The organism is Streptomyces sp. BE20, from assembly GCF_036322525.1.
GTDB lineage: Bacteria > Actinomycetota > Actinomycetes > Streptomycetales > Streptomycetaceae > Kitasatospora.
This window is the reverse complement of record NZ_JAQYWW010001203.1, coordinates 290,375-313,026: the sequence shown is the minus strand read 5'-3', so window position 1 is coordinate 313,026 and position 22,652 is coordinate 290,375. Positions and strand designations below refer to the sequence as shown.

The 22,652-nt window shown below is 74.3% G+C and carries 18 protein-coding genes and 2 pseudogenes; 4 read left to right on the top strand and 16 right to left on the bottom strand.

Features of this window, described 5'->3' with window-relative positions; all coding sequences use genetic code 11:
* Positions 1-2: 2 nt before the first annotated feature.
* Together PUR61_RS40010 and pdhA are read right to left on the bottom strand one after the other, a co-directional pair.
* Positions 3-977 (bottom strand): alpha-ketoacid dehydrogenase subunit beta, encoded by a 975-nt coding sequence (locus PUR61_RS40010; protein WP_380355158.1) that lies wholly within the window; start codon positions 975-977, stop codon positions 3-5.
* A complete protein-coding gene (pdhA, locus tag PUR61_RS40005) occupies positions 977-2,131 on the bottom strand; it encodes a pyruvate dehydrogenase (acetyl-transferring) E1 component subunit alpha (protein WP_380355161.1) in 1,155 nt (384 codons plus the stop codon). Before pdhA ends, PUR61_RS40010 begins: the two co-directional genes overlap by 1 nt.
* Before the next feature lie 378 nt (positions 2,132-2,509).
* On the opposite strand from pdhA, the gene PUR61_RS40000 reads away from it, so the two are divergent.
* On the top strand, positions 2,510-3,169 hold the full coding sequence (locus PUR61_RS40000) for a response regulator transcription factor (protein ID WP_329884844.1): 660 nt from the start codon (positions 2,510-2,512) through the stop codon (positions 3,167-3,169).
* 65 nt (positions 3,170-3,234) lie between these two features.
* Entirely contained in the window at positions 3,235-4,323 is a 1,089-nt protein-coding gene (locus tag PUR61_RS39995; RefSeq protein ID WP_329884843.1) for a phosphotransferase enzyme family protein, read from the top strand.
* A gap of 9 nt (positions 4,324-4,332) precedes the next feature.
* Here PUR61_RS39995 and PUR61_RS39990 read toward each other — a convergent pair whose 3' ends face one another.
* From PUR61_RS39990 to PUR61_RS39935, 12 genes and pseudogenes are all read right to left on the bottom strand, one after another.
* Entirely contained in the window at positions 4,333-6,135 is a 1,803-nt protein-coding gene (locus tag PUR61_RS39990) for a protein kinase domain-containing protein (protein WP_329884842.1), read from the bottom strand.
* Positions 6,136-6,246: 111 nt separating this feature from the next.
* Positions 6,247-7,653 (bottom strand): protein kinase domain-containing protein, encoded by a 1,407-nt coding sequence (locus tag PUR61_RS39985; RefSeq protein ID WP_329884841.1) that lies wholly within the window; start codon positions 7,651-7,653, stop codon positions 6,247-6,249.
* 302 nt (positions 7,654-7,955) lie between these two features.
* The gene (locus tag PUR61_RS39980) at positions 7,956-8,564 is read right to left on the bottom strand and encodes a bacterial proteasome activator family protein (protein WP_380355166.1); all 609 of its coding nucleotides are present in this window, start codon (positions 8,562-8,564) and stop codon (positions 7,956-7,958) included.
* A 255-nt stretch (positions 8,565-8,819) separates the two neighbouring features.
* Positions 8,820-9,884, bottom strand: a complete 1,065-nt coding sequence (locus PUR61_RS39975; RefSeq protein ID WP_329884840.1) for a hypothetical protein — start codon at positions 9,882-9,884, stop codon at positions 8,820-8,822.
* Between the two features lie 152 nt (positions 9,885-10,036).
* Positions 10,037-11,014, bottom strand: a complete 978-nt coding sequence (locus PUR61_RS39970; RefSeq protein WP_329884839.1) for an NAD(P)H-quinone oxidoreductase — start codon at positions 11,012-11,014, stop codon at positions 10,037-10,039.
* 91 nt (positions 11,015-11,105) lie between these two features.
* Entirely contained in the window at positions 11,106-11,669 is a 564-nt protein-coding gene (locus tag PUR61_RS39965; RefSeq protein WP_329884838.1) for a YbaK/EbsC family protein, read from the bottom strand.
* A 26-nt stretch (positions 11,670-11,695) separates the two neighbouring features.
* A complete protein-coding gene (locus PUR61_RS39960) occupies positions 11,696-12,751 on the bottom strand; it encodes a potassium channel family protein (RefSeq protein ID WP_443035317.1) in 1,056 nt (351 codons plus the stop codon).
* Positions 12,748-13,959, bottom strand: a complete 1,212-nt coding sequence (locus tag PUR61_RS39955; protein ID WP_329884837.1) for a molybdopterin molybdotransferase MoeA — start codon at positions 13,957-13,959, stop codon at positions 12,748-12,750. The genes PUR61_RS39960 and PUR61_RS39955 overlap by 4 nt, the downstream gene beginning before the upstream one ends.
* A pseudogene (locus PUR61_RS39950) lies at positions 13,956-14,207 on the bottom strand (DUF6457 domain-containing protein); the annotation flags it as partial. The gene PUR61_RS39955 and the pseudogene PUR61_RS39950, both read right to left, overlap by 4 nt.
* Before the next feature lie 170 nt (positions 14,208-14,377).
* Positions 14,378-14,947 (bottom strand): annotated as a pseudogene (gene mobA, locus PUR61_RS39945) (molybdenum cofactor guanylyltransferase); the annotation flags it as partial.
* 23 nt (positions 14,948-14,970) lie between these two features.
* On the bottom strand, positions 14,971-16,002 hold the full coding sequence (locus PUR61_RS39940) for an MBL fold metallo-hydrolase (RefSeq protein ID WP_329884836.1): 1,032 nt from the start codon (positions 16,000-16,002) through the stop codon (positions 14,971-14,973).
* A 309-nt stretch (positions 16,003-16,311) separates the two neighbouring features.
* Complete coding sequence (locus tag PUR61_RS39935) at positions 16,312-17,073, bottom strand: polyprenol monophosphomannose synthase (protein WP_329884835.1); 762 nt, start codon at positions 17,071-17,073, stop codon at positions 16,312-16,314.
* A gap of 316 nt (positions 17,074-17,389) precedes the next feature.
* Between PUR61_RS39935 and manA the strand changes: the two genes are divergently transcribed.
* A complete protein-coding gene (manA, locus tag PUR61_RS39930; protein ID WP_329884834.1) occupies positions 17,390-18,589 on the top strand; it encodes a mannose-6-phosphate isomerase, class I in 1,200 nt (399 codons plus the stop codon).
* A gap of 89 nt (positions 18,590-18,678) precedes the next feature.
* Here manA and dnaB read toward each other — a convergent pair whose 3' ends face one another.
* Entirely contained in the window at positions 18,679-20,184 is a 1,506-nt protein-coding gene (gene dnaB, locus PUR61_RS39925) for a replicative DNA helicase (RefSeq protein WP_329885003.1), read from the bottom strand.
* Positions 20,185-20,773: 589 nt separating this feature from the next.
* Between dnaB and PUR61_RS39920 the strand changes: the two genes are divergently transcribed.
* Positions 20,774-22,099 carry an MATE family efflux transporter gene (locus PUR61_RS39920; RefSeq protein WP_329884833.1) on the top strand — a complete coding sequence of 442 codons (1,326 nt, stop codon included), beginning with the start codon at positions 20,774-20,776 and terminating at the stop codon, positions 22,097-22,099.
* A 102-nt stretch (positions 22,100-22,201) separates the two neighbouring features.
* On the opposite strand, the gene rplI is transcribed toward PUR61_RS39920, so the two are convergent.
* Complete coding sequence (gene rplI, locus PUR61_RS39915; RefSeq protein WP_329884832.1) at positions 22,202-22,648, bottom strand: 50S ribosomal protein L9; 447 nt, start codon at positions 22,646-22,648, stop codon at positions 22,202-22,204.
* Positions 22,649-22,652: the final 4 nt, after the last annotated feature.

The window sequence follows — 22,652 nt, the reverse complement described above, 5'->3', positions numbered from 1 at the left end:
GCTCAGTAGGCGAACGCGCGGTCGACGGCGTCGAGCACGCGGTCCAGGTCGGGCAGGAACGCCTCCTCGACCCGGGACGGCGGATAGGGCGCGTGGTAGCCGCCGACCCGCAGGATCGGCGCCTCCAGGTGGTAGAAGCAGCGCTCGGTGAGGCGGGCGGCCAGCTCGGCGCCCATGCCCAGGAAGACCGGCGCCTCGTGCACCACGATGCCGCGGCCGGTGCGCTTGACCGACTCCTCCAGGGCGGCGAAGTCCACCGGGGAGAGCGAACGCAGGTCGACCACCTCCAGCCGGCGGCCGTCCTCCTCGGCGGCCGCGGCGGCCTCCAGGCAGACCTTGACCATCGGGCCGTAGGCGATCAGCGTGGCGTCGGTGCCGGGGCGGACGATCCGGGCGTCGTGCAGCCCCAGGTCGGCGGCGTCGCCGATCTCGCCCTTGTCCCAGTAGCGGCGCTTGGGCTCCAGGAAGATCACCGGGTCGTCCGACTCGATGGCCTGGCGCAGCATCCAGTGCGCGTCGTGCGCGTTGGAGGGGGCGACCACGCGCAGACCGGCGGTGTGCGCGAAGTAGGCCTCGTGCGACTCGCTGTGGTGCTCGACCGCGCCGATGCCGCCCGCGAACGGGATGCGGACGGTGACCGGCATCTTCACGTGACCGAGCGCGCGGGCGTGCATCTTCGCCAGCTGGGAGACGATCTGGTCGAAGGCCGGGTAGACGAAGCCGTCGAACTGGATCTCCACCACCGGGCGGTAGCCGCGCAGGGCCAGGCCGATCGCGGTGCCGACGATGCCGGACTCGGCGAGCGGTGTGTCGATCACCCGGTCCTCGCCGAAGTCCTTCTGCAGGCCGTCGGTGATCCGGAAGACGCCACCGAGCTTGCCGATGTCCTCGCCCATCAGGACGGTCTTCGGGTCGTTCTCCAGCGACTTCCGCAGCGCGTCGTTGAGCGCCTTGGCGATGCTGAGCTGACCGGCCATCAGAGGTTCTCCCCCGCCTCGAAGGAGGCCGCGTACTCGACGTACCCGGCCCGTTCCTCATCGACCAGCGTGTGCGGCTCGGCGTAGACGTGGTCGAAGATCAGGGTCGGGTCCGGGTCCGGCATGCCGCGCACGCCCTCGCGCACCCGCAGCCCCAGCTGCTCGCTCTCGGCGTCGATCGAGGCGAAGAACTCCTCGTCGGCCAGGCCCTCCTTCTCCAGGAGGACCTTGAGCCGGCTGATCGGGTCCTTGGCCTTCCAGGCCTCGGTCTCCTCGGCGAGCCGGTAGCGGGTGGGGTCGTCGGAGGTGGTGTGCGCACCCATCCGGTAGGTGAAGGCCTCGATCAGGACGGGGCCGTTGCCGCTGCGCGCGTGCTCCAGCGCCCAGCGGGTGACGGCCAGGCACGCCAGCACGTCGTTGCCGTCGACCCGGACGCCCGGGAAGCCGAAGCCGGAGGCGCGGCGGTACAGCGGGATCTTGGTCTGGGTGGTGGTGGGCTCGGAGATCGCCCACTGGTTGTTCTGGCAGAAGAACACCACGGGCGCGTTGTAGACCGAGGCGAAGGTGAAGGCCTCGTTGACGTCGCCCTGGCTGGAGGCACCGTCGCCGAAGTACGCGATGACCGCGTCGTCGGAGCCGTCCTTGGTGATGCCCATCGCGTAGCCGGTGGCGTGCAGGGTCTGCGCGCCGATCACGATGGTGTAGAGGTGGAAGTTCTTCTCGTTCGGGTCCCAGCCGCCGTGGTTCACGCCGCGGAACATGCCGAGCAGGTTCAGCGGGTCCACGTCACGGCACCAGGCGACACCGTGCTCGCGGTAGGTCGGGAAGGCGTAGTCGCCGGGGCGCAGCGCGCGCCCGGAGCCGACCTGGGCGGCCTCCTGGCCGAGCAGCGAGGCCCAGAGGCCCAGCTCCCCCTGTCGCTGCAGGGAGGTCGCCTCGGCGTCGAACCGGCGCACCAGCACCAGGTCACGGTAGAGGGCGCGAAGCTCGTCGGGCTCCACCGTGAGCGGGTAGTCCGGGTGCTCGACCCGCTCGCCTTCCGGGGTGAGCAGTTGCACGAGCTCCGGCTGGGCGTCCGTACCCGTGGCGCGGAGGGTGTCAGGGACGCCGGGGGCCGCCTTCTTGCGGGCCCTCGCCGTGCTTTTGACGGTCACGTTCACTCCTCGGTCTGTCCGGCCGCCCGGGGTCGCCGGTGACCGGTCCGGTCACCGCCTCGCGGGGCGCGCGTGGGTGTGCGCACCTACTGCGGGGCAGGTGGTGATCCTCTTCCGACGTCGCCCTCACGAGAACGTTACCCAGCGTCCGCCCCGGGCGCGTCTGCGCTAGGACGTCCTAGTTGTTGGATGCCGACAACTACGGGTGTGGCGCAGCTCTCAATTCGGTCGCCATCAGGACACCTGCGCACGTTATCCGGGCGGGAGCTCCCGCGTAAGGGGGTTACCGGCATCGCTTTCTCCCGCTCTGGCCGGATCGCGCCCCCGCCCTGGTGCGGGCGATAGGTCTTTCGTAGGGTGATATGGGAGGCTTTGCGCGTGACTGATATTGGACAAATCAGGGTATTCCTGCTCGACGACCACGAAGTGGTCCGGCGGGGCGTCCACGAACTCCTCTCGGTCGAGGACGACATCGAGGTGGTCGGCGAGGCCGGCACCGCCGCCGAGGCGCTCACCAGGATCCCGGCCGTCCACCCCGACGTCGCGGTGCTCGACGTCCGCCTGCCGGACGGCAACGGCGTCGAGGTCTGCCGGGAGATCCGCTCCCGGCTGCCGGAGATCAAGTGCCTGATGCTGACCTCCTTCTCCGACGACGAGGCGCTGTTCGACTCGATCATGGCGGGTGCCTCCGGTTACGTGCTGAAGGCGATCCGCGGCACCGACCTGATCACCGCCGTGCGGGACGTCGCCGCCGGGAAGTCGCTGCTCGACCCGGTGGCCACCAGCCGGGTGCTCGCCCGGCTGCGCGACGGCGGCGAGAAGGAGGACGAACGACTGTCCCAGCTCACCAAGCAGGAGCGCCGCATCCTCGACCTGATCGGCGAAGGGATGACCAATCGTCAGATCGGGAACGAGTTGCACCTCGCCGAAAAGACGGTGAAGAACTACGTCTCCAGTCTGCTCGCCAAGATGGGGATGGAGCGACGGACCCAGGCGGCCGCCTTCGTGGCACGGCACCAGGCGGACCACCAGCACTGACTCGCGAGCTGCACACATCTGACGCCCTGTCAAGGGCCCCCGCCGGGGGGCCCTAACCTCTGGCTGTGACTTTCAGCCAGACCCTTGCCTGTGCACCAGCCCGTCCCGACCTCACGGCCCCCCCGATAGGAACGCTCAGCCCGCCCGTCCCGCACGCCGCCCTCGCCGAGATCCTCCGCCGCTACCGGGTGGGCCGCCTGCTCACCGCCGAACCCGTCGCCGAAGGCCTCCTGAACCGGGGCTACCGCGTCACCACCGAAGCCGGCACCTACTTCCTGAAGTGCTACGTCGACGCCGCGACCGCCGGGCGCGAGGCCGTCGCCGGCCACCACCGCGCGATGGCCGCGCTCTCCGCCCTGGGACTGCCCGTCGCTCCCCCGCTCGCCCTCGCCGAACGGACCGGCACCGTCGCCGCCTTCGGCGGCCGGCTGTTCGCCCTCTTCCCCTGGGTGGACGGCCGGCACCGCCACGGTACGGACCTCTCCCTGCCGCAGTGCGACGACCTCGGCACGCTGCTCGGCCGACTGCACGGCGCCCTCGACGACGTCTGCGCCCCCGTCGCCCAGCCCTCCGGCTACCGGAGCGCCGACGCGCGCGACAGCTCCGTACTCGCCCGTGAACTGCGCTCGCACGCCCGCGAGCACCGCCCGTTCGACGACCTGGACGCCCTGGTCGAACGGCGTCTCTCCGAGCGGCTTGAGCTGCTCGCCGACCACGCGCACCGGCGTCCCGCCCCGCAGACCGCCCCGCCCACCGGCTGGACCCACGGCGACTTCCACGGGCTCAACCTGCTGCACGACGGCAGCCGGATCTCCGCGGTCCTGGACTGGGACAAGCTCGGGCCCCAGCCGCGCGCCGAGGAAGCCGTGCGCGCGGCCACCCTGGTCTTCAACGACCGGGCCACGGGGGTGCTGGACCTCGTCCGCGTCCGGCACTACTCGCAGTCGTACCGGGCCACCGGGGCCGCCACCGCCGAACACCTGGCCGCCGCCGTGCACCGGGTCTGGTGGGAGCGGCTGAACGACTTCTGGATGCTCCAGTGGCGCTACCAGCGGGCCGACCACCGGGCCGACCCGCTCTACCCCGCCTCGGCGGGCCAGTTGGCGTGGTGGTGCCAGGAGTACGAGCAGGTCCTGGACGCCTTCGCCAACTGACCCCTCGGGTCAGCCCGCGGTCGCCGGCGGGGAGACCGGCGGCTTCGGCGAGGTGTTGCCCCCGGGCGGTGCCGTCGTCGCCGGCGGCGGCTGGGTCGCCGTCGACGTCGCCGGCGGCGCGGTCGTCGCGCCGCCGCCCGCGGTGGTCGGGGCGGTGGTGGGCGGCGCGGTCGGCGTCCCGGTCGCCGGCGGAGCCGTCGTCGCGGGCTTGCTGCCGGTCGTGCTCGGGGTCGACGACATGGTGTGCTTGCCGCCCGAGGTGGCAGGCGGCTGGCTCTGGTTGCCGCCGTTGCCGCCGTTTCCGTTGCCGGTGTCGGTCGGCTGCTGCGGGCGCCGGGTGTTCTGGGTGGTCGGGGCCGTGGTCACGGCGCCGCCCGTGGTGGGCGTGGTGGCCTCCGGCGCCGTCGACACCACACCGGGCGGCGGGGTGGTCGGCTGGATCTTCCCGCCGGAGCCTTCGTCGTTGCCACTGAGCGCCAGGGCGATCCCGGCGCCGGACGCGACGATCACCGCCACGATGCCGGCCACCCAGCGCCACGGCCCGCGGCCCCCCCGGTCGCGTCCGTGCCCGCCGCCGCCGGAGCCGTCACCGCCGTCACCGCCGCCGTACGGTCCGCCGGCCGCCGGGTAGGGCGAGGACGGGGTGTGCGGGCCGCCCGGCACCTGGTACGGCAGCATCGCCGTCGGGTCCCCCGGGACCCCGGCCCCGAGCACCGCGGTCTCGTCCGCGCCGGGCATCGGCATGCCGCCGTAGCCCTGACCGGCCGCGGCCAGGCCGGAGGCCGCGGAACCGGCCGCCCAGGCACCCGTGCCGCCCTGCAGTTCGCGCAACGCGTGTTCGAGGTGCGCGCGGAACTCGTCGGCGTCCTGGAAGCGGTCGTCCGGGTTCTTCGCGAGCGAGCGCAGCACCAGCGGGTCGAGCGCCGCCGGTACGCGCGGGTTGGCCTGCGAGGGCGGCACCGGCATGTCCTGGACGTGCTGGTAGACCACCGAGAGCGGCGTGTCGCCGGTGAACGGCGGGCGCAGGGTCAGCAGCTCGTAGAGCATGCAGCCGGCCGCGTACAGGTCGGAGCGGTGGTCGACCGGCTTGCCGAGCGCCTGCTCGGGCGAGAGGTACTGCGGGGTGCCCATGACCATGCCGGTCTGGGTCATGGTGGAGGCGGTCCCGGTCAGCGCGCGGGCGATGCCGAAGTCCATCACCTTGACCGCGCCGGTGGTCGTGATGATGACGTTGGCCGGCTTGATGTCCCGGTGCACGATGCCGTGCCGGTGGCTGTAGGCGAGCGCCTCCAGCACCCCGGCGATGATCAGCAGCGCCTGGTCGACCGGCGGCTCCGACTCGTCCACCAGCAGCTCGCGGACGGTCCGGCCCTCGACCAGCTCCATCACGATGTACGGCGTCGACTCCTCGCCGACGTACTCCTCGCCGGTGTCGTACACCGCGACGATCGCGTGGTGGTTGAGCGCCGCGACAGCGTGCGCCTCCCGGGTGAAGCGGAGCCGGGCGATCTCGTCCTGGGCCAGCTCGCCGCGGAGCAGCTTGACCGCGACGGTCCGGCCGAGCCGGACGTCCTGGGCGGCGAGCACCTCGGCCATGCCGCCCCGGCCGAGCCGGTGGGTCAGCCGGTAGCGGCCGTCGCCGACCGTGCCCAGCGGGGCGGCGGTGCCACGGCCCGGCGTCTGCGGGCCGCCGAACGGCGGGAGCGCGGTGGTGGCGGCGTCGCTACCGGTTCCGGGCGTCCTCGGGGCACCACCGGCCGAACCGGTCGCCCAGGCGCCCTCGTCGTCGTCCGGCTGCTGCGTCTGTGCCATCGCTCCTCGCCCCGGGCCTTCGCTCGGATCGCGGTGCCCTGTCGCCTCGTTTGCCCGAACGCTACCGCCTCCGGCCTGCCCCCGTGGCACGCCCGATCCGGACGGAATGCGTCAGAGCAGGCCATTCCGGTCGGCCGGACCGTCCAGGTGGAGCACGGTGGCCGTCCGCTCCGAGACCCGCGAGGTCGACCCGCCGGCGGTCTCGTTCTTGGCTCGGTTGACCACGATCGCAATGATGATGACGGCCAGCACGATCACGCCGACGATGATGCCGACGATCACCAGGGCCGTGGAGCAGCCACCGCTGTTCGACGCGGGGGCCGGCTGGAACGGCGCCGGCATCGGCTGCGGCGGCGGGGTGTGCGCCTGCGGGAAGTGCGGCGGCGGCGTCTGGAACGCCGGCGGCGGGGTCTGGTAGGCCGGCGGCTGCGGCGGCGGGGTGTGCGCCTGCTGCGGGAAGTGCGGCGGCGGGGTCTGGAACGCCGGCGGCGGGGTCTGGTAGGCCGGCGGCCGGTGGAACGGCTGCGGCGTCTGCGGGGCCTGCGGGACGGACGGGACCGGCGGGGCGGCGTGCACCGAACGCGGGCCGTCGGTGATCACCAGCGGGGAGCTGGCCGCCAGGGGGCTGCCGCCGCCCTTGGCCACCGCGATCAGCCGCTCGGCCTCGTCCCGCATCGCCGCCGCGCTCGCGAACCGGTGCGCCGGGTCCTTCCGCAGCGCCGTGGCGACGAACTCGTCGACCGCCGGGTCGAGCGCCCGGTTGAGCGTGGACGGCGCCGGCGGCTCCTCCTGGACGTGCTTGTAGGCGATCGAGAAGGCCGAGTCGCCGTCGAAGACCAGCTGGCCGGTGATCATCTCGAAGAGCATCACGCCGACCGAGTACAGGTCGGAGCGCGCGTCCACCGGCTTGCCCAGCGCCTGCTCGGGCGAGAGGTACTGCGGCGTGCCGACCACCATGCCGGTCTGGGTCATCGAGGTGACCCCGCTCTCCAGCGCGCGGGCGATGCCGAAGTCCATGACCTTGACGACGCCCTTGCGGTCGAACATGACGTTGCCGGGCTTGATGTCACGGTGCACCAGGCCCTGGTCGTGCGAGGCCTCCAGCGCGTTCAGCACGCCGACGGTGACCCGCAGCGCCTCCTCGACGGGCATCGCGCCGTGCTGGGCGACCGCCTCGTTGATCGCGTCCCGCAGGCCCTTGCCGTCGACCAGCTGCATCACGATGTACGGCGTGGTGGAGCCGTCGGGGGCCACGTCCTCGCCGGTGTCGTAGACCCGGACGATGTTCTCGTGCTCCAGACGGGCCACGGCCTGCGCCTCACGGCGGAACCGCTCCTTGAACGACGCGTCCCGGCCGAGCTCGGCGTGCATGCTCTTCAGCGCCACCGGCCGCTTCAGGACGTTGTCGTACGCGAGGTGCACGGAGGCCATGCCGCCCTCGCCCAGCACCCGCTGCAGCACGTACCGGCCGTTGCCCAGGGAGTAGCCCTCGACCTCCGCGTTGCCGTGCTCGCTCATGGTCCTCTGCTCCCCCTCGTCGCGGCAGTGCCGCCGCGACCGTGACGTTCGGTCTCGTCCGTGCGTGTCCGGGCCCGGCCCGACGGCCTGCCCGACCCCTGTCGCGGCGCTCGCCCGGCCTGCGACAGGGGCCCAGGGTATCGGCTCGCGGCGCCGGTGATCGGCTCAGGGCCGACACTGTGTCCGGTCCGCGACCCGGTACCGGTCGGTAGTGCGTTCGACACCGGGTCGTCGTGGTACGCCCGATGCCGTGACGGCCGCCGCGGTGCGGCGGCGCGCCGTCCTGCGGTGTCCCGCCGGGCCTACAGGTACGGGCCGGAACGGATGCCGCGGCCCTCGCCCGGGTCGTCGCCCTCCGGCTCGCCGCCGTGCAGACCGGGCGGCAGCGCCCGCCGCATCTGCTCCAGCTGCGCCCGCGCCGCCATCTGCTGCGCGAACAGGGCGGTCTGGATGCCGTGGAACAGGCCCTCCAGCCACCCCACCAGCTGCGCCTGCGCGATCCGCAGCTCGGCCTCGGTCGGGATCGAGTCCTCGGTGAACGGCAGCGAGAGCCGTTCCAGCTCCGCGACCAGCTCGGGCGCCAGGCCGAGCTCCAGCTCCTTGATCGAACTGGCGTGGATGTCCTTCAGCCGGGCCCGGCTGGCCTCGTCGAGGGGGGCCGCCCGGACCTCCTCCAGCAGCTGCTTGATCATGCTGCCGATCCGCATCACCTTGGCCGGCTGCTCGACCATCTCGGTCACCGGCAGTTCACGCGGGCCGTCACCGTCGTCGTTCCCCGGCGAACCGGGGAACCCGTGGCCCACCGGCAGGCCGTCCGGTCCGACGATCAGCACCTTCTGGCCGTCCTGCGACTGCCCGCCCATGCCCTGGTAGAGCTCCTGCGACGAGCGCTCGTTCATCGGATTCGTCATGAATCACATTCTCCCTCACTGGGGTTGGTCGGGTGGAGGCCCCCGACCGCACCGCCCCGGACCGGCATCGGCCGCCGCACGCGTACCGCCGCCTGCCCGGACACGACGCTACGCCCCCCGGGCGGGCCGCCGGTATCCGTACGGATACTCAGTTCGCCCGGGGCCGGGGCACGCCCGCCACCGCGGGTGCCGACCGACCTCCCCGGCCGCCGCGCTGTCGCCGCCCGGCCGCCGGTCCCGTCCGGCGGCCGTCGCTCAGTTCCTGCGCAGCCGGAGGCCGACCAGCCCCAGGCCGCAGCCGATCAGGCCGAGGCCGGCGCCGAGCGGCAGCTGGAGGGTGGAGGCGTCGTGCCAGCGGGCGGGCAGCACGACCGGGGCCGCCACGGCCTGCGCGTCGGGCCGGCCGAGCGCCACCACCGCGCTCCCCGTGGTGTCGGCGGAGTCGGTCTGCCCCCCGGCACCGGCGGGGTCCGCCCCGGCGGCGGTCGCGGGGGGCTGCTCCGGCGGCTGCTCGACGGAGTGCTCCCGGCCGCGCTCCGGCGCGGACCGCACACGTTCGGGCGCCGAGCCCGGGCGGTGCCGGAACCACTTCTGGTCCCGATCGGCCCGGAGCCCGCCGGCGCCGGGCCGGGGGTGAGCGCTCTGGACCCGCGGCGGCGTGACGGCGGTCGGGGTCGCCGCGGTGGCGACGGCGGTCGCCGACACGGCCGGGACGGGAGACGTGACCGTCGGCGTGTCCGGCGTGTCCGGCGCGGCCGAGGGCTCCGGCTCCGGGGCAGGAACGGGCCCCGACCCGGCCGGCCCCGTGGCGGCGGGTCGCGGGGTGGACGGCTCCGAGGTCGCCGGCCCGGTGGCGGCGGGCCCGGAGACCGGGGCCGGCGAGGCGGCGGGCCCGGTGGCGGCTCCACCGGGCGGCCCGGACGGCCCCGCCGGGGCCGGGGAGGGCGAGCCGGAACGCACGACCCCGCCCGAGGGTAGCGCCGCGCCCGGCTCCGCCGACACGCCGCCCGCTCCACCCGCCGCGGCAGGTTCGTCCGCCGCGGGGGGTTCGTCCGCCCCGGCGGTCCCGGACAGCGTGCCGGACCCGGTCGAGGGGGGCGGGGCGAGGGAGGCGGGCCGGACGGCGGCGCCGGGTCCGACCGGGGCGGCGACCGCCACCGGGACCGTCAGCGGCACCGCGAGACCGAGCACCGCCACCGCCAGCAGGCGCCGCGAGCACCGCTCGGCGCGCCGGGCGAGGACACGCCCGGCGCGGCGGGAACGGCGGTGCGACAACGCTGCGGGCAGCGGCCCGAGGAACGCGTACGAAGGTGCGGCCACGATCGAGGTCCTTCCGCGACGGCCGACCGCGCAGGGCGGGTCGGCGGCGGGACAGCTCCCGAACAGCCTCACACAATCCGACATTCAGGGCATTTCGAACCACCCTGGGCCGTTCACCCCCCGGTTCCCGCCCGCCCTCGGACCCGGCCCCGTCAGGCCCGCAGCACCACCTTGCCGACCTGCTCGCCGGCCTCCAGTGCCCGGTGCGCGGCGGCCGCGTCGGCCAGCGGCACCACCCGGTCGATCACCGGCTTCACCACGCCCGACTCCACCAGCGGCCAGACGTGCTCGCGCACCGCCGCCACGATCGCCGCCTTCTCGGCGAGCGGCCGACCGCGCAGGTTGGTGGCGATCACCGCGCCGCGCTTGCGCAGCAGGGTGTTCAGGTTGAGCTCGCCCTGCACGCCGCCCTGCAGCCCGATGATCACCAGCCGCCCGTTGACCGCCAGCGCGTCCACGTTCCGCTGCAGGTACCGGGCGCCCATGATGTCCAGGATCACGTCCGCCCCGGCCCCGTCGGTGGCCTCCCGCAGCACTTCGACGAAGTCCTGTTCCCGGTAGTCGATCAGGACGTCGGCGCCCAGCTCCGCGCACCGGGCGAGCTTCCCGGCGCTGCCCGCCGTCACCGCCACCCGGGCGCCGACCGCCTTGGCCAGCTGGATCGCCATCGTCCCGATGCCGCTGGCGCCGCCGTGCACCAGCACGGTCTCGCCCGGACGCAGGTTGGCGGTGAGGAACACGTTGGACCAGACGGTGCAGGCGACCTCCGGCAGCGCGGCGGCCTCCTCCGGGGTCAGCCCCTTCGGTACCGGCAGCAGCTGCCCGACCGGGACCGCCACCCGCTCCGCGTACCCGCCGCCGACCAGCAGCGCGCAGACCTCGTCGCCGACCGCCCAGCCGGCCACCCCGGGACCCAGGGCGGTGATCCGGCCCGCGCACTCCAGACCGGGGTAGGGCGAGCTGCCGGGCGGCGGGTTGTAGAGGCCCTGCCGCTGGAGCAGGTCGGCGCGGTTGACGGCGGTCGCCGCCACCTCGACCAGGACCTCGCCCTCACCGGGCACCGGATCCGGCACCTCGGCCCAGACCAGCGCCTCGGGCCCACCGGGTTCAGGAATCGTCATCGCATGCATGATCCCGACGCTACTCCGCGGCACCCCGGTCGGGACCGCTCCCGGCGCCCGCCCGACCGGATCCGGTCGGGCCCGGCCGGGACCGGTCGCCTCAGCCCGCCAGATCCGGCAGCACCACGGCGCCCGGCAGCCCGGCCAGCACCCGGCCCGGCAGGATCAGCTTGCCCCGCCGCCGCCCGCTGCCCACCAGCACGTACGGCGTCGCGGCCACCGCCTCGTCGACCAGCAGCGGCCAGTCCGCGGGCAGACCGACCGGGGTGATGCCGCCGTACTCCATGCCGCTCGCGGCGACGGCCGTGTCCATCGGCGCGAACGACGCCTTGCGGGCCTCCAGGTGCCGGCGGACCGCGCGGTTGACGTCCACCCGGGTGGTCGCCAGTGCCAGGCAGGCGGCCAGGGTCGTCCCGCCGCCGCGCTTGGCGGCGACCACCACGCAGTTCGCCGAGGACTCCGGCGGGACGCCGTAGGTCTCGCAGAAGACGGCGGTGTCGGCCTTCTCCGGGTCGGTGTCCACGTACAGCACGGACCGGGCGGCCTCCCGGTCGTCCCAGTTCTTGAGGGCGTCCGCCACCGGCCCGGCCAGCTGGTCGACCACGTCCAGCGCGGGTCCGAAGGCGTCGAAGGTGCCGAAGGGGAGCTGCGGTTGATCGGTCATGGTGCCCGACCCTACGGGCAACCGGATCACTTGATGACGATCACCCGGTCGGTCAGCTGCAGCGTCTGCGCCTCCTGCTCGGTGTAGTTGATCACCCGGCGGCCGCGGACCACCGCCACCACCAGGTCCTCGCACTCCCGCGGGCTGTGCCCGGCCTCGGCCCGGGTGACCGGGCGCTCGATCACGTCCAGGCCGTTGCCGTAGGTCAGCAGGTCCTCCATGACCTCGCCGGCGTGCGGGCTGAGCATCGACATGCCGAGCAGCCGGCCGGCCGAACTGGAGCTGGTGACCACGACGTCCGCGCCGCTCTGCCGGAGCAGCGGGGCGTTCTCGTCCTCGCGGACGGCGGCGACGATGGTGGCCGCCCTGGTGAGCTGGCGTGCCGTCAGGGTGACCAGTGCGGCGGTGTCGTCCCGCTCCGGCGCGACCACCACCCGGGCGGCGGTGGGCAGTCCGGCACGGATCAGGGTGTCGGTCCGGGTGGCGTCGCCGACCACGCCGACCAGGCCGTGCTGGGCGGCCTGGTCGACCACCTTGCGCTGCGGGTCGACCACCACGATCTCGTCCTTGCGCACTCCCTGGCCGAGCAGCGTGTCGACGGCGCTGCGGCCCTTGGTGCCGTAGCCGATCACGACGGTGTGCTCGCGCACGGTGGACCTCCAGCGGTTCAACCGCCACTGTTGACGGGTGCGTTCGGTGAGCACCTCAAGGGTGGTGCCGACCAGGATGATCAGGAAGACCACCCGGAGCGGCGTGATCACGAAGATATTGGTGAGGCGGGCACCCTCGCTGTACGGGGTGATGTCGCCGTACCCGGTGGTGGAGAGCGTCACGGTGGCGTAGTACGCCGCGTCGAGGAAGCTCAGCCCGCCGCCGGCGTTGTCGTTGTAGCCGTCGCGGTCCAGCCAGACGACCAACGTGGTGGCCAGCAGCACGGCGAGCGCGATCAGCAGCCGGACGCCGACCTGCCGGACGGCGGGCGCCGACCGCCGGGCCGGCAGCACGATCCCGGCGTCCGCCCAGGGCTCGGTCCCGGGGGTGAGCGGGCCGGGGAACCGCTCGCGCCTGCGTCGGGCGTTCACGGGGCCTCCACCAGTTCGATCAGGTCGCCGGCCGCCGCGCCGCCGGGCGGCACCACCGCCAGTGCGTCGGCCCGGGCCAGACCCCGGAGCATCGCCGGTCCGTCGTACCGGAGCTGGACGATCCCTTGGTCGGTGCGCAGGACCGGGAGCAGCCGGGTGTCCGCCGGGTGCCCGGGCAGGTCGTCGACGGCCGCCGCCCGGACCGGGCGGGCGGTGGAGCGGCCGGCCAGCCCGTGCAGCAGCGGCAGTGCGAGCGTGACCGCCCCCGCCACGGCGGCCAGCGGATTGCCGGGCAGGCCCACCAGGTGGCGACCGCCGGGCAGTTCGGCGAGCAGCATCGGATGGCCGGGGCGCACGGCGACCCCGTCCACCAGCAGCCGGGCGCCGACCTCGGCGAGCGCCCGGTGCAGGTAGTCCACCGGTCCGGCGGCCGTGCCGCCGGTGGTGACCACCACGTCGGCGGTGGAGTGCCGCAGGGCGTCCCGCAGTAGACCGAAGTCGTCCCGGACGGCGCGCGGTTCGCCGGTCGTGGCCCCGGCGGCGCACAGCCACGGCGGCAGCAGCGGGCCGAGCGCGTCCCGGACCAGGCCGGGCCGGGGCAGGCCGGAGCCGAGCAGTTCGTCGCCGAGGACCAGCAGCTCGACCACCGGGCGGCGGCGGACGGTCAGCAGGTCGTGGCCGCAGGCGGCCGCCAGGCCCAGCACGGCCGGACCGACCGGGGTGCCGGCCGGGAGCAGCGGCTCGCCGAGCCGGCACTCCTGGCCGCGCGGGCGGACGTCCTGGCCGGTGGTCAGCGAGCCGGGCGTGCGGTCGTACAGCAACGGGCCGGCCGGCTCGCCGTGCTCCCGGCGGAGTACGGCGGTGGCGCCGGGCGGCAGTTGGGCGCCGGTGGCGATCTCCACGGCGGCGCCGTCGGCGAGCGCCCCGGTGGCCGGCCGACCGGCCAGCTGCCGTCCGGCCACCCGCCAGGGGCCGGGGCCGGCGACCGCCCAGCCGTCCATGGCCGAGGTGTCGAAGGCGGGCAGGTCCGTGAGCGCGGCGAGCGGCTCGGCGAGGGTGTGGCCGAGCGCCCCGGCCAGCGGCAGGCGCAGCGGCGGCAGCGGCGTCCGGCCGGCCCGGCGGGCGGTTTCCCTGGCCCGCGCCCAGCTCGTCGGTCGGGCAGGGGCCGGCGGCTGGTCGAGCACGGCGAGCTCCTCCACCGTGCTCACGTCCGCCCCGGCTCGGCGTCCGCCGTCCACCGCTCGGCGAGCGCGGCGGTCCGCCGGGCCGCCTCGGCGACGGCCTCGGGGCCGCCGCCCTGCCGGGCGGCCGCGTAGCCGATCAGAAAGGCGGTCAGCGGCGCGGCGGGCCGGGCCACCCCGTGGGCGACCACCCGGGCCAGGTCGAGCAGTCCGTGGACGTCGACGTCCAGGTCGATGTCCAGCTCGGCCCGGACCTCGGCGATCCAGTCATCCAGCGTGCGCTCCATGCGCCCATGCTGCCCGATCGGTGGTTTCCCCGGCATGTTTGCCCGGTGAGCGGCGCGCGTCGTTTCGCTCACGCCCAGGTGCCGGCGCCCGTGAGCGGGCCGGGGGTGGGCCTGGCGGCGGGCCGGGCGGCGGGCTAGGCGGTGGGTCCGGTGGTGTCGCGTTCGCGGGCCCGGGCCAGGTCCTCCCAGGTGTCGCAGTCGTACGTGACGTCGTCGGTGTCGGCCAGCCGGAGGGTGCGCAGCCCGCCGGTCAGGCGGCGCAGCGGCAGCCCCGCGGGGTCTCCGGCGGCGGCCAGCGCGGCCCGCAGGGCGGCGGCGCGGTAGGCGGCGGCCAGCGGCTGGTCACGTCCGCCGGCGTCGACCAGGACGGCCGCCTCGGTGTCCGGCGCGGCGGCGTCGAGGGCGGCGGCCAGCCGGTGGACGGTCCGCTCGTCGAGGAACGGCAGGTCGGCGGCGAACAGCAGCACCAGGTCGGCGGTCACCTCGGCCAGGCCGGCGGCCACGGCAGCCACCGGCCCGCCGCCGGGCGGCCGTTCACGGGTCCACCGGACGCCGGGGCGGACGGTGGGCCGGGCCGGGCCGACCACGACGGTGGTGCGGGCTCCGGCGCAGGCCGCGAGCACCCGGTCCAGCAGGGTGGCCTCACCCACGGTCAGGCCGGGCTTGTCCGCCCCGCCGAGCCGCCGGGCGGCGCCGCCGGCCGGGACGATCACGTCGTACGGGGTCATGCCGCCAGTATCCGCCGGACGGGTCAGGACCCGTCCGACCCGGCCCCCGGCCCCTTCGCGGGCCCGTCCGGCCCGGCGGCGGTCTCCCCCGGCGCGTCCGGCTCCGCGGACTCCTCCGGGCCACCCGGCTCCGCGGACTCCTCCGCAGGTTCCGACGGCCCTGCCGCCCGCGCCGTGTTGGCGGCGGCGCTCAGCTCCAGCACCGCCGGGAGGGTCAGCTCCCCGTACCGCTCGTTCACCGCCGCGGCCAGCGCCTCCGGGTCGTCCGGGTGCTCGGCCAGCAGACGGTCGAAGTCCTGCAGGTACTCGCCGGTGAAGGCGAGCACCCGGGCCGCCTCGTCGCCCTGCTCCGGCGCCCGGTGCCCGGCGATCACCCGCTCGACCCCGAGGTCGGCGATCCGGCCGAGGTTGCGGGTCCACGCGGTGCGCTGCTCCGGCGTGGTGTCGGCGGTCCAGACGTGGGTGCCGTTGTAGACGAAGTCCCCGGCGATCACGGTGCGGATGCTCGGCACGTGGACCACCGTGGAGCCGTCGCAGTCGCCCTGGCCGAGCAGCAGCACCGGGATCACCTGCCGGTCGAGCATCAGCGGCTGGGGCAGCAGCGGGGCCGGCACCAGCGGGTGGTCCGGGATGTCGTCCCCGAAGACCGGCTTCCACTGGGCGACCTTGGCGGCGGCGGTGCGCAGGATGCCGTCCACCACCGGCGGAGCGGCCAGCAGCTGTGCCTCGGGGAAGAGCCGGAGCACCTCCTCGGCACCGAAGTAGTGGTCCGGGTGGTGGTGGGTGACCACGATGGCGAGCAGCCGGCGGCCCTTGCCGGCGACCCACTCGGCCAGCTCGCGGCCGGCGCTGCGGGTCAGCTGGGCGTCGACCAGGATCGCGGTGCGCTCGCCGAGGATCAGCGTGGAGGTGGCGAAGAAGGCCGACTCGGGGCCGGTGAAGACGGCGGTCTCCAGCGGTCGGACCGGCGGTTCGGCGGCGGCTCCGTCGGCCGCGTCCACCGGGGCCGCCGCGTCCACCGGGGCGGCGTTCTCCTCGGGCGAGGACGACGTCACTGGCTGCTCCCTCTGGTCTGCGGTCCTGTTCGGCGGTCCTGTTCGGCGGTCCGGCCTGCGGTCCGGTCGGCCGGTTGCCCGGTCGGCCGGTTGCCCGGCGCTCCCGCACCTCGGACCCGGCGGGGCCGGGCCGCGGTCCGGCCTGCGGTACGGCCGGGCGGGTGGCGGGTCGGACGGCCGTCGTCCGGGTCCCCGCGCCCTACAGCATGGGAGTACGGCGCGCCGAAAGCGCGGAAGGCGCGCCCGACGGGGCACGCCTTCCCACTCGCGGTTCCGGGCCCGGCCCGGAACCCGGCCGCTCCGGCCGGCTCAGGCCTTCCGGCCGGTCAGCCGGGCCACCCGGTCGGCGACACCCCAGGAGGTGACCTTCCAGAGCGCCTCGACCACGATGTGCCGGCTCATCTTGGACGCGCCCAGCTCCCGCTCGACGAAGGTGATCGGCACCTCGGCCACCTTGAAGCCGGCCTTCACCGTCCGCCACGCCAGGTCGACCTGGAAGCAGTACCCGGCGGAGGCGACCTCGTCCATGCCCAGGCCCAGCAGGGTCTCCTTGCGGAACGCCCGGTAGCCGCCGGTGACGTCCCGGATCGGCACGCCGAGCATGAGCCGCGAGTAGGTCGAGCCGCCGCGGGAGAGCAGCAGGCGGGACTTCGGCCAGTTCACCACCCGGCCGCCCGGCACCCAGCGCGAGCCCAGCACCAGGTCGGCGCCGCGCAGCGCGGTCAGCAGCCGGTCCAGTTCCTCGGGGCGGTGCGAGCCGTCGGCGTCCATCTCGACCAGCACGTCGTAGCCCTGGTCGATGCCCCAGCGGAAGCCCGCCAGGTAGGCGGCGCCCAGGCCCTCCTTGCCCTTGCGGTGCAGGACGTGGACGTGCGGGTCCTCGGCGGCCAGCTTGTCGGCCAGCTCACCGGTGCCGTCCGGGCTGTTGTCGTCGGCGACCAGGACGTGGACCTCGGGAACGGCGGCGCGGACCCTGCCGACGATCGACTCGACGTTCTCCGCCTCGTTGAAGGTCGGGATGATCACCAGCACCCTGCCGAGATCAGCAAAACTCTGCTGGTTGACGGTCACGTACTAACCTCTCGGCCGGTGGCGGGAAGTGCCAGTCACCGTTGCCCGCACTCATCAGAAGACGCGGTCCCCGGCGGCGTCCCGCCGACCTGGAGACCACTGTGGAAAACACTGGGTCCTGGCATCCTACTACCGCGTCATCGGACTGCCCCGCCGCCCGAGGCACTCCCGGTCGGTACCGGCCGTTTCCCCCGGGGAGGGGCCGGTCGGCTAGGGTCGATGCCCGGCCTTTGCCCGGATCGCCCGCCCGTCCGGGGACCGCCGCCCGGCGGCAGGGACCCGTCAGCCACTGCAGCAAAGGAGCAGGACCGCGCCCATGGACAAGCTCGTCAACACCGTCCGCCCGTACGCCTGGGGATCGGTCACCGCACTCCCCGAGCTGCTCGGACAGGAGCCGACCGGCGAACCGCAGGCCGAGCTCTGGATGGGCGCCCACCCCGGCGACCCCTCCCGGGCCGACCGGGGCGACGGGCCGCGCCGGCTGGACGAGCTGATCGCCGCCGACCCGGAACGCGAGCTGGGCGCCGCCTCGGTGGCCAGGTTCGGGCCCACGCTGCCGTTCCTGCTCAAGGTGCTCGCGCCCGGCATCCCGATCTCCATCCAGGCCCACCCCTCGCTCGACCAGGCGCGGGCCGGGTACGCCGCCGAGAACGCCCGGGGCATCCCGCTGGACGCCCCGCACCGGAACTACCGCGACGCCAACCACAAGCCCGAACTCATCTGCGCGCTCGGTGACTTCGACGGCCTCTGCGGCTTCCGCCGGCCCGCCGGGGCGGCCGCGCTGCTGGCCGGGCTGCGGGTGCCCGCGCTGGAGCCGCTGATCGCCCTGCTGGGGGCCGGCGACGAGGCCGAGGCGCTCAGCCGCGCCCTGGCCGCCGCCCTCGACCTGGACGGTCCGGCCGCCGGGGCCGCGGTCCGGGACACCGCCGAGGCGGTCGACAAGGCCGCCGCCGAGGACCCGGACGGCCCGTACGCCCCGTACACCCGGATCACCCGCGACTTCCCGGGGGACCGCGGGCTGATCGCCGGCCTGCTGCTCAACCACGTCCGGCTCCGGGCCGGTCAGGCGCTCTACCTCGGCGCCGGTGTGCCGCACGCCTACCTGCACGGCGTCTGCGTGGAACTGCAGGCCAACTCGGACAACGTGCTGCGGGCGGGGCTCACCCCCAAGCACATCGACGTGCCGGAGCTGCTCGAAGTGGTCGAGTTCGCCGCCTGCTCGCCGGCGCCGCTGCTGCCGGTACCGGTCGACGGGACGCCCGGCGAGGAGCTCTACCCCGTGCCGATCGACGAGTTCCGGCTCTCCCGGTTCGCCTTGGACGGCCGTGACCGGGAGGTGGACGGCCGGGCCCCGCAGATCCTGCTCTGCACCGCCGGGACCGCCCGGCTCACCGCCGCCGACGGCACCGCCCTGGACCTCGCCCGCGGCGAGTCCGCCTTCCTGCCGGCCACCGGCACCACCACCCGCCTCACCGGCACCGGCGCCACCGTCTTCCGCGCGACCGTCACGCTCTGACGCCGACGGGCCCGGGCGGTGTCCGCCCCGGCCCGTCCGGGTCCGGTCCTTCCGGGTCCGCCCCTCCCCCCGTGCGACGGCTCCGGCCGTCAGTCCCGGGTCATGTCGACGAAGCGGGAGTAGTGGCCCTGGAAGGCCACGGTGATGGTGGCGGTGGGGCCGTTTCGGTGCTTGGCGACGATCAGGTCGGCCTCGCCCGCCCGCGGTGACTCCTTCTCGTAGGCGTCCTCGCGGTGGAGCAGGATGACCATGTCGGCGTCCTGCTCGATCGAGCCGGACTCACGCAGGTCGGAGACCATCGGCCGCTTGTCGGTGCGCTGCTCGGGGCCACGGTTCAGCTGGGAGAGCGCGATCACCGGCACCTCCAGCTCCTTGGCCAGCAGCTTCAGGTTTCGCGACATGTCGGAGACCTCCTGCTGGCGGTTCTCGGCCCGGCGGGAGCCACCGGACTGCATCAGCTGGAGGTAGTCGATGACGACGAGCTTGATGTCGTTGCGCTGCTTGAGCCGGCGGCACTTCGCGCGGATCTCCATCATCGACAGGTTCGGCGAGTCGTCGATGAAGAGCGGCGCCTCGCTGACGTCCGGCATCCGGCGGGCGACCCTGGTCCAGTCGTCGTCGGTCATGGACCCGGAGCGCATGTGGTGCAGCGCCACCCGGGCCTCCGCGGAGAGCAGGCGCATGGCGATCTCGTTGCGGCCCATTTCGAGCGAGAAGATCACGCTCGGCAGCTTGTGCTGGATCGAGCAGGCCCGGGCGAAGTCCAGCGCCAGGGTGGACTTTCCCATCGCGGGACGCGCCGCGATGACGATCATCTGACCGGGGTGCAGGCCGTTGGTCAGGGCGTCGAAGTCGGCGAAGCCGGTCGGGACGCCGGACATCTGGCCGTTGCGGGAGCCGATCGACTCGATCTCGTCGAGGGCGCCCTCCATGATGTCGGCGAGCGGTGCGTAGTCCTCGTTGGTGCGCTGCTCGGTGACGGCGTAGATCTCCGCCTGGGCCGCGTTGACGATCTCGTCGACGTCGCCCTCGGCGGCGTAACCCATGCCGGCGATCCGGGTACCGGCCTCGACCAGCCGGCGCAGCACCGCGCGCTCGTGGACGATCTGGGCGTAGTACTCGGCGTTGGCCGCGGTGGGGACGGAGTTGACCAGGGTGTGCAGGTAGCCCGGGCCGCCGACCCGCTGGAGCTCGCCGCGCTTGGTCAGCTCGCCGGCCACGGTGATCGGGTCGGCCGGCTCGCCGCGGGCGTAGAGGTCGAGGATGGCGCCGTGGACCAGCTCGTGCGCGGGCCGGTAGTAGTCGGCCGGCTTGAGCACCTCGACCACGTCGGCGATGGCGTCCTTGGACAGCAGCATGCCGCCGAGGACGGACTGCTCGGCGGCGAGGTCCTGCGGGGGGACGCGTTCGAAGCCGTCGAGGCCGCCCTCGGCCCGCTCCTCCTCGCCGCCCTGGCGCCGCTTGCCGCCGCCGTCCCGCTGGAAGCCCCCGGAACCTCCGGAACCGCCCTTGCCGCCCTTCTGGAAGCCGCCCCCGGAACCGCCCCCCGAGCCGCCCTGGCCCGCTCCGCCGCCGCGTCCGCGCGAGACCGGCAGCCGGTCGCCGGGGCCGTCCGGGAACGGGGCGTCGGCGAAGGCGCCGACCGGGAACGGGTCGTCGGCGGTCTGCCAGTCGTCCTCGGGCGGCGGGGCGTCGTGGTCGTCGTACTGGGGGCCGGTCACGCGTGTTCCCCGATCAGCGAGTGGTGCGAGTTGGAGCGGTCCTTGCCGGTGGCCGGCTGCGGCGGAGCCTCGTTCCGCGCCACCGCATTTCTACGCCACCGCACCGACAAATCGGACGCCGGAGCGGGTGGGAGTGTCGGGCGGAGGGCCCACGCTAAGGTGCCGGGAGCCCTTCAGCCAAGGCGGTTATCCACAGGGGGTGTGGACGAGCGGCCCACGACTGTGGAGAAGTACCGCAAACCTGTGGACGCCCCTGTGGAAAGCCCTGTGGATAACCAGACCATCGATCCACCGTCAACCCGCTGACCTGCAATTCCCTCGTCCCGGGGCTGTGCATGAGAAATACTTCACACACAGTCGGGTGGCGGTGGACACAGACGTCGGCGAGCCGGTCGCTCACACTTCCGAGTAAGCGACGAAATGCCCTGGCGACTGTTACCTGTGGATGAGTAGCCTGGACCCCATGACCCTCCTCACGGACCGCCGCCGGCACGACCGGGAAATCCTCGCCCTGGCCGTCCCGGCCTTCGGCGCCCTGGTCGCCGAGCCGCTCTTCCTGATGGCCGACTCGGCCGTCGTGGGCCACCTCGGCACCGCGCAGCTGGCCGGTGTCGGCGTGGCCTCGGCCGCACTCACCACCGCCACCGGGGTCTTCGTCTTCCTCGCCTACGCCACCACCGCCGCGGTCGCCCGCCGGATCGGCGCCGGGGACCGCCGGGCCGCCGTCCAGCAGGGCATCGACGGCATCTGGCTCGCCCTGGCCCTGTCGGCCGGAGTGGTCGCCCTGACCCTGCTCCTCGCCCCCTGGGCGGCCGGGGTGCTGGGCGCCTCGCCGACGGCCGCCCCGTACGCCGTGACCTACCTGCGGATCAGTGCGCTGGGCATACCGGCGGTCCTGATGGTGATGGCGGCCACCGGTGTGCTGCGCGGTCTCCAGGACACCCGGACGCCGCTGGTGGTGGCGGTCGCCGGATTCACCGCCAACCTCGGCCTGAACGCCGGGCTGGTGTACGGCGCCGGACTCGGCGTGGCCGGTTCGGCCTGGGGCACCGTCCTGGCACAGACCGGGATGGCCGGCGCCTACCTGTACGTGGTGGTGCGCGGTGCCCGCCGCGAGCAGGCCTCGCTGCGGCCGGACGCGGCCGGGATCCGGGCGAGCGCGAAGGCCGGCGGCCCGCTGATGGTCCGCACCCTGAGCCTGCGCGCCATCCTGATGATCGCCACCGCGGTGGCCGCCGGGCTGGGTGACGACCGGATGGCGGCGCACCAGATCGCCATGACGGTCTTCCTCTTCATCGCCTTCGCGCTGGACGCGATCGCGATCGCGGGCCAGGCCATCATCGGCCGCTACCTGGGCGCCGGGGACGTCCCGGGGGCCAGGGCCGCCACCCGGCGGATGATCGAGTGGGGCGTCGGTGCCGGTGTGCTGCTGGGCCTGCTGGTGGTGGTCGCCCGGCCGCTGTACGTCCCGCTCTTCACCCCGGACCCGGCGGTCCAGGCCCAGCTGAACACCGTGCTGCTGCTGCTCGCGCTCTGCCAGCCGGTCTCCGGGCTGGTCTTCGTCCTGGACGGGGTGCTGATGGGCGCCGGGGACGGCCCGTACCTGGCCTGGGCGATGCTCGCCACCCTCGCGGTGTTCGCGCCGGCCGCCCTCGCGGTGCCCGCGAGCGGCACCGGCCTGGCCGGACTCTGGTGGGCGATGAACCTCTTCATGCTGGTCCGCGGCGGCTTCCTGGTCCGCCGGGCGCTGGGCGGCCGGTGGCTGGTCACCGGGGCGGTCCGGAGCTGAGGCCCGGACCGGCGGTCCCGCCCGGGAACGACCGAGGGCCGGCCTCCCCGCACGGGGGAGACCGGCCCTCGGGCCACTGCTACGGCGCTTTCGCTACCGGGTTCAGGCAGCCACGACGGCGACGTCGAGGTTGGCCTGGACGTCGGAGTGCAGCTTGACCGAGACCTTGTGGGTGCCCACGGTCTTGATCGGCGAGGAGATCGCGACGGCGCGCTTGTCCACAGCCGGGCCGCCGGCGGCCTTGATGGCCTCGACGACGTCGGCCTGGGTCACCGAGCCGAACAGACGGCCGGCCTCGCCGGAGCGAACGGCCAGCTTGACCTGGACGCCCTCGAGCTTGCCCTTGACCTCGTTGGCAGCCTCAAGGGTCTGGATCTCGTGGATCTTGCGGGCGCGACGGATCGCGTCCACGTCCTTCTGGCCGCCCTTGGTCCAGCGGATGGCGAAGCCACGCGGGACCAGGTAGTTGCGGGCGTAGCCGTCCTTGACCTCGACGACCTCGCCGGCGGAGCCGAGACCCGGCACCTCGTGCGTGAGGATGATCTTCATTACT

Coding starts and splice junctions, on each gene's coding strand:
- PUR61_RS40010 (WP_380355158.1), bottom strand. CDS start 977: ATGGCCGGTCAGCTCAGCATCGCCAAGGCGCTCAACGACGCGCTGCGG.
- PUR61_RS39990 (WP_329884842.1), bottom strand. CDS start 6,135: ATGGCACAGACGCAGCAGCCGGACGACGACGAGGGCGCCTGGGCGACC.
- PUR61_RS39985 (WP_329884841.1), bottom strand. CDS start 7,653: ATGAGCGAGCACGGCAACGCGGAGGTCGAGGGCTACTCCCTGGGCAAC.
- PUR61_RS39980 (WP_380355166.1), bottom strand. CDS start 8,564: ATGACGAATCCGATGAACGAGCGCTCGTCGCAGGAGCTCTACCAGGGC.
- PUR61_RS39970 (WP_329884839.1), bottom strand. CDS start 11,014: ATGCATGCGATGACGATTCCTGAACCCGGTGGGCCCGAGGCGCTGGTC.
- PUR61_RS39965 (WP_329884838.1), bottom strand. CDS start 11,669: ATGACCGATCAACCGCAGCTCCCCTTCGGCACCTTCGACGCCTTCGGA.
- manA (WP_329884834.1), top strand. CDS start 17,390: ATGGACAAGCTCGTCAACACCGTCCGCCCGTACGCCTGGGGATCGGTC.
- PUR61_RS39920 (WP_329884833.1), top strand. CDS start 20,774: ATGACCCTCCTCACGGACCGCCGCCGGCACGACCGGGAAATCCTCGCC.
- rplI (WP_329884832.1), bottom strand. CDS start 22,648: ATGAAGATCATCCTCACGCACGAGGTGCCGGGTCTCGGCTCCGCCGGC.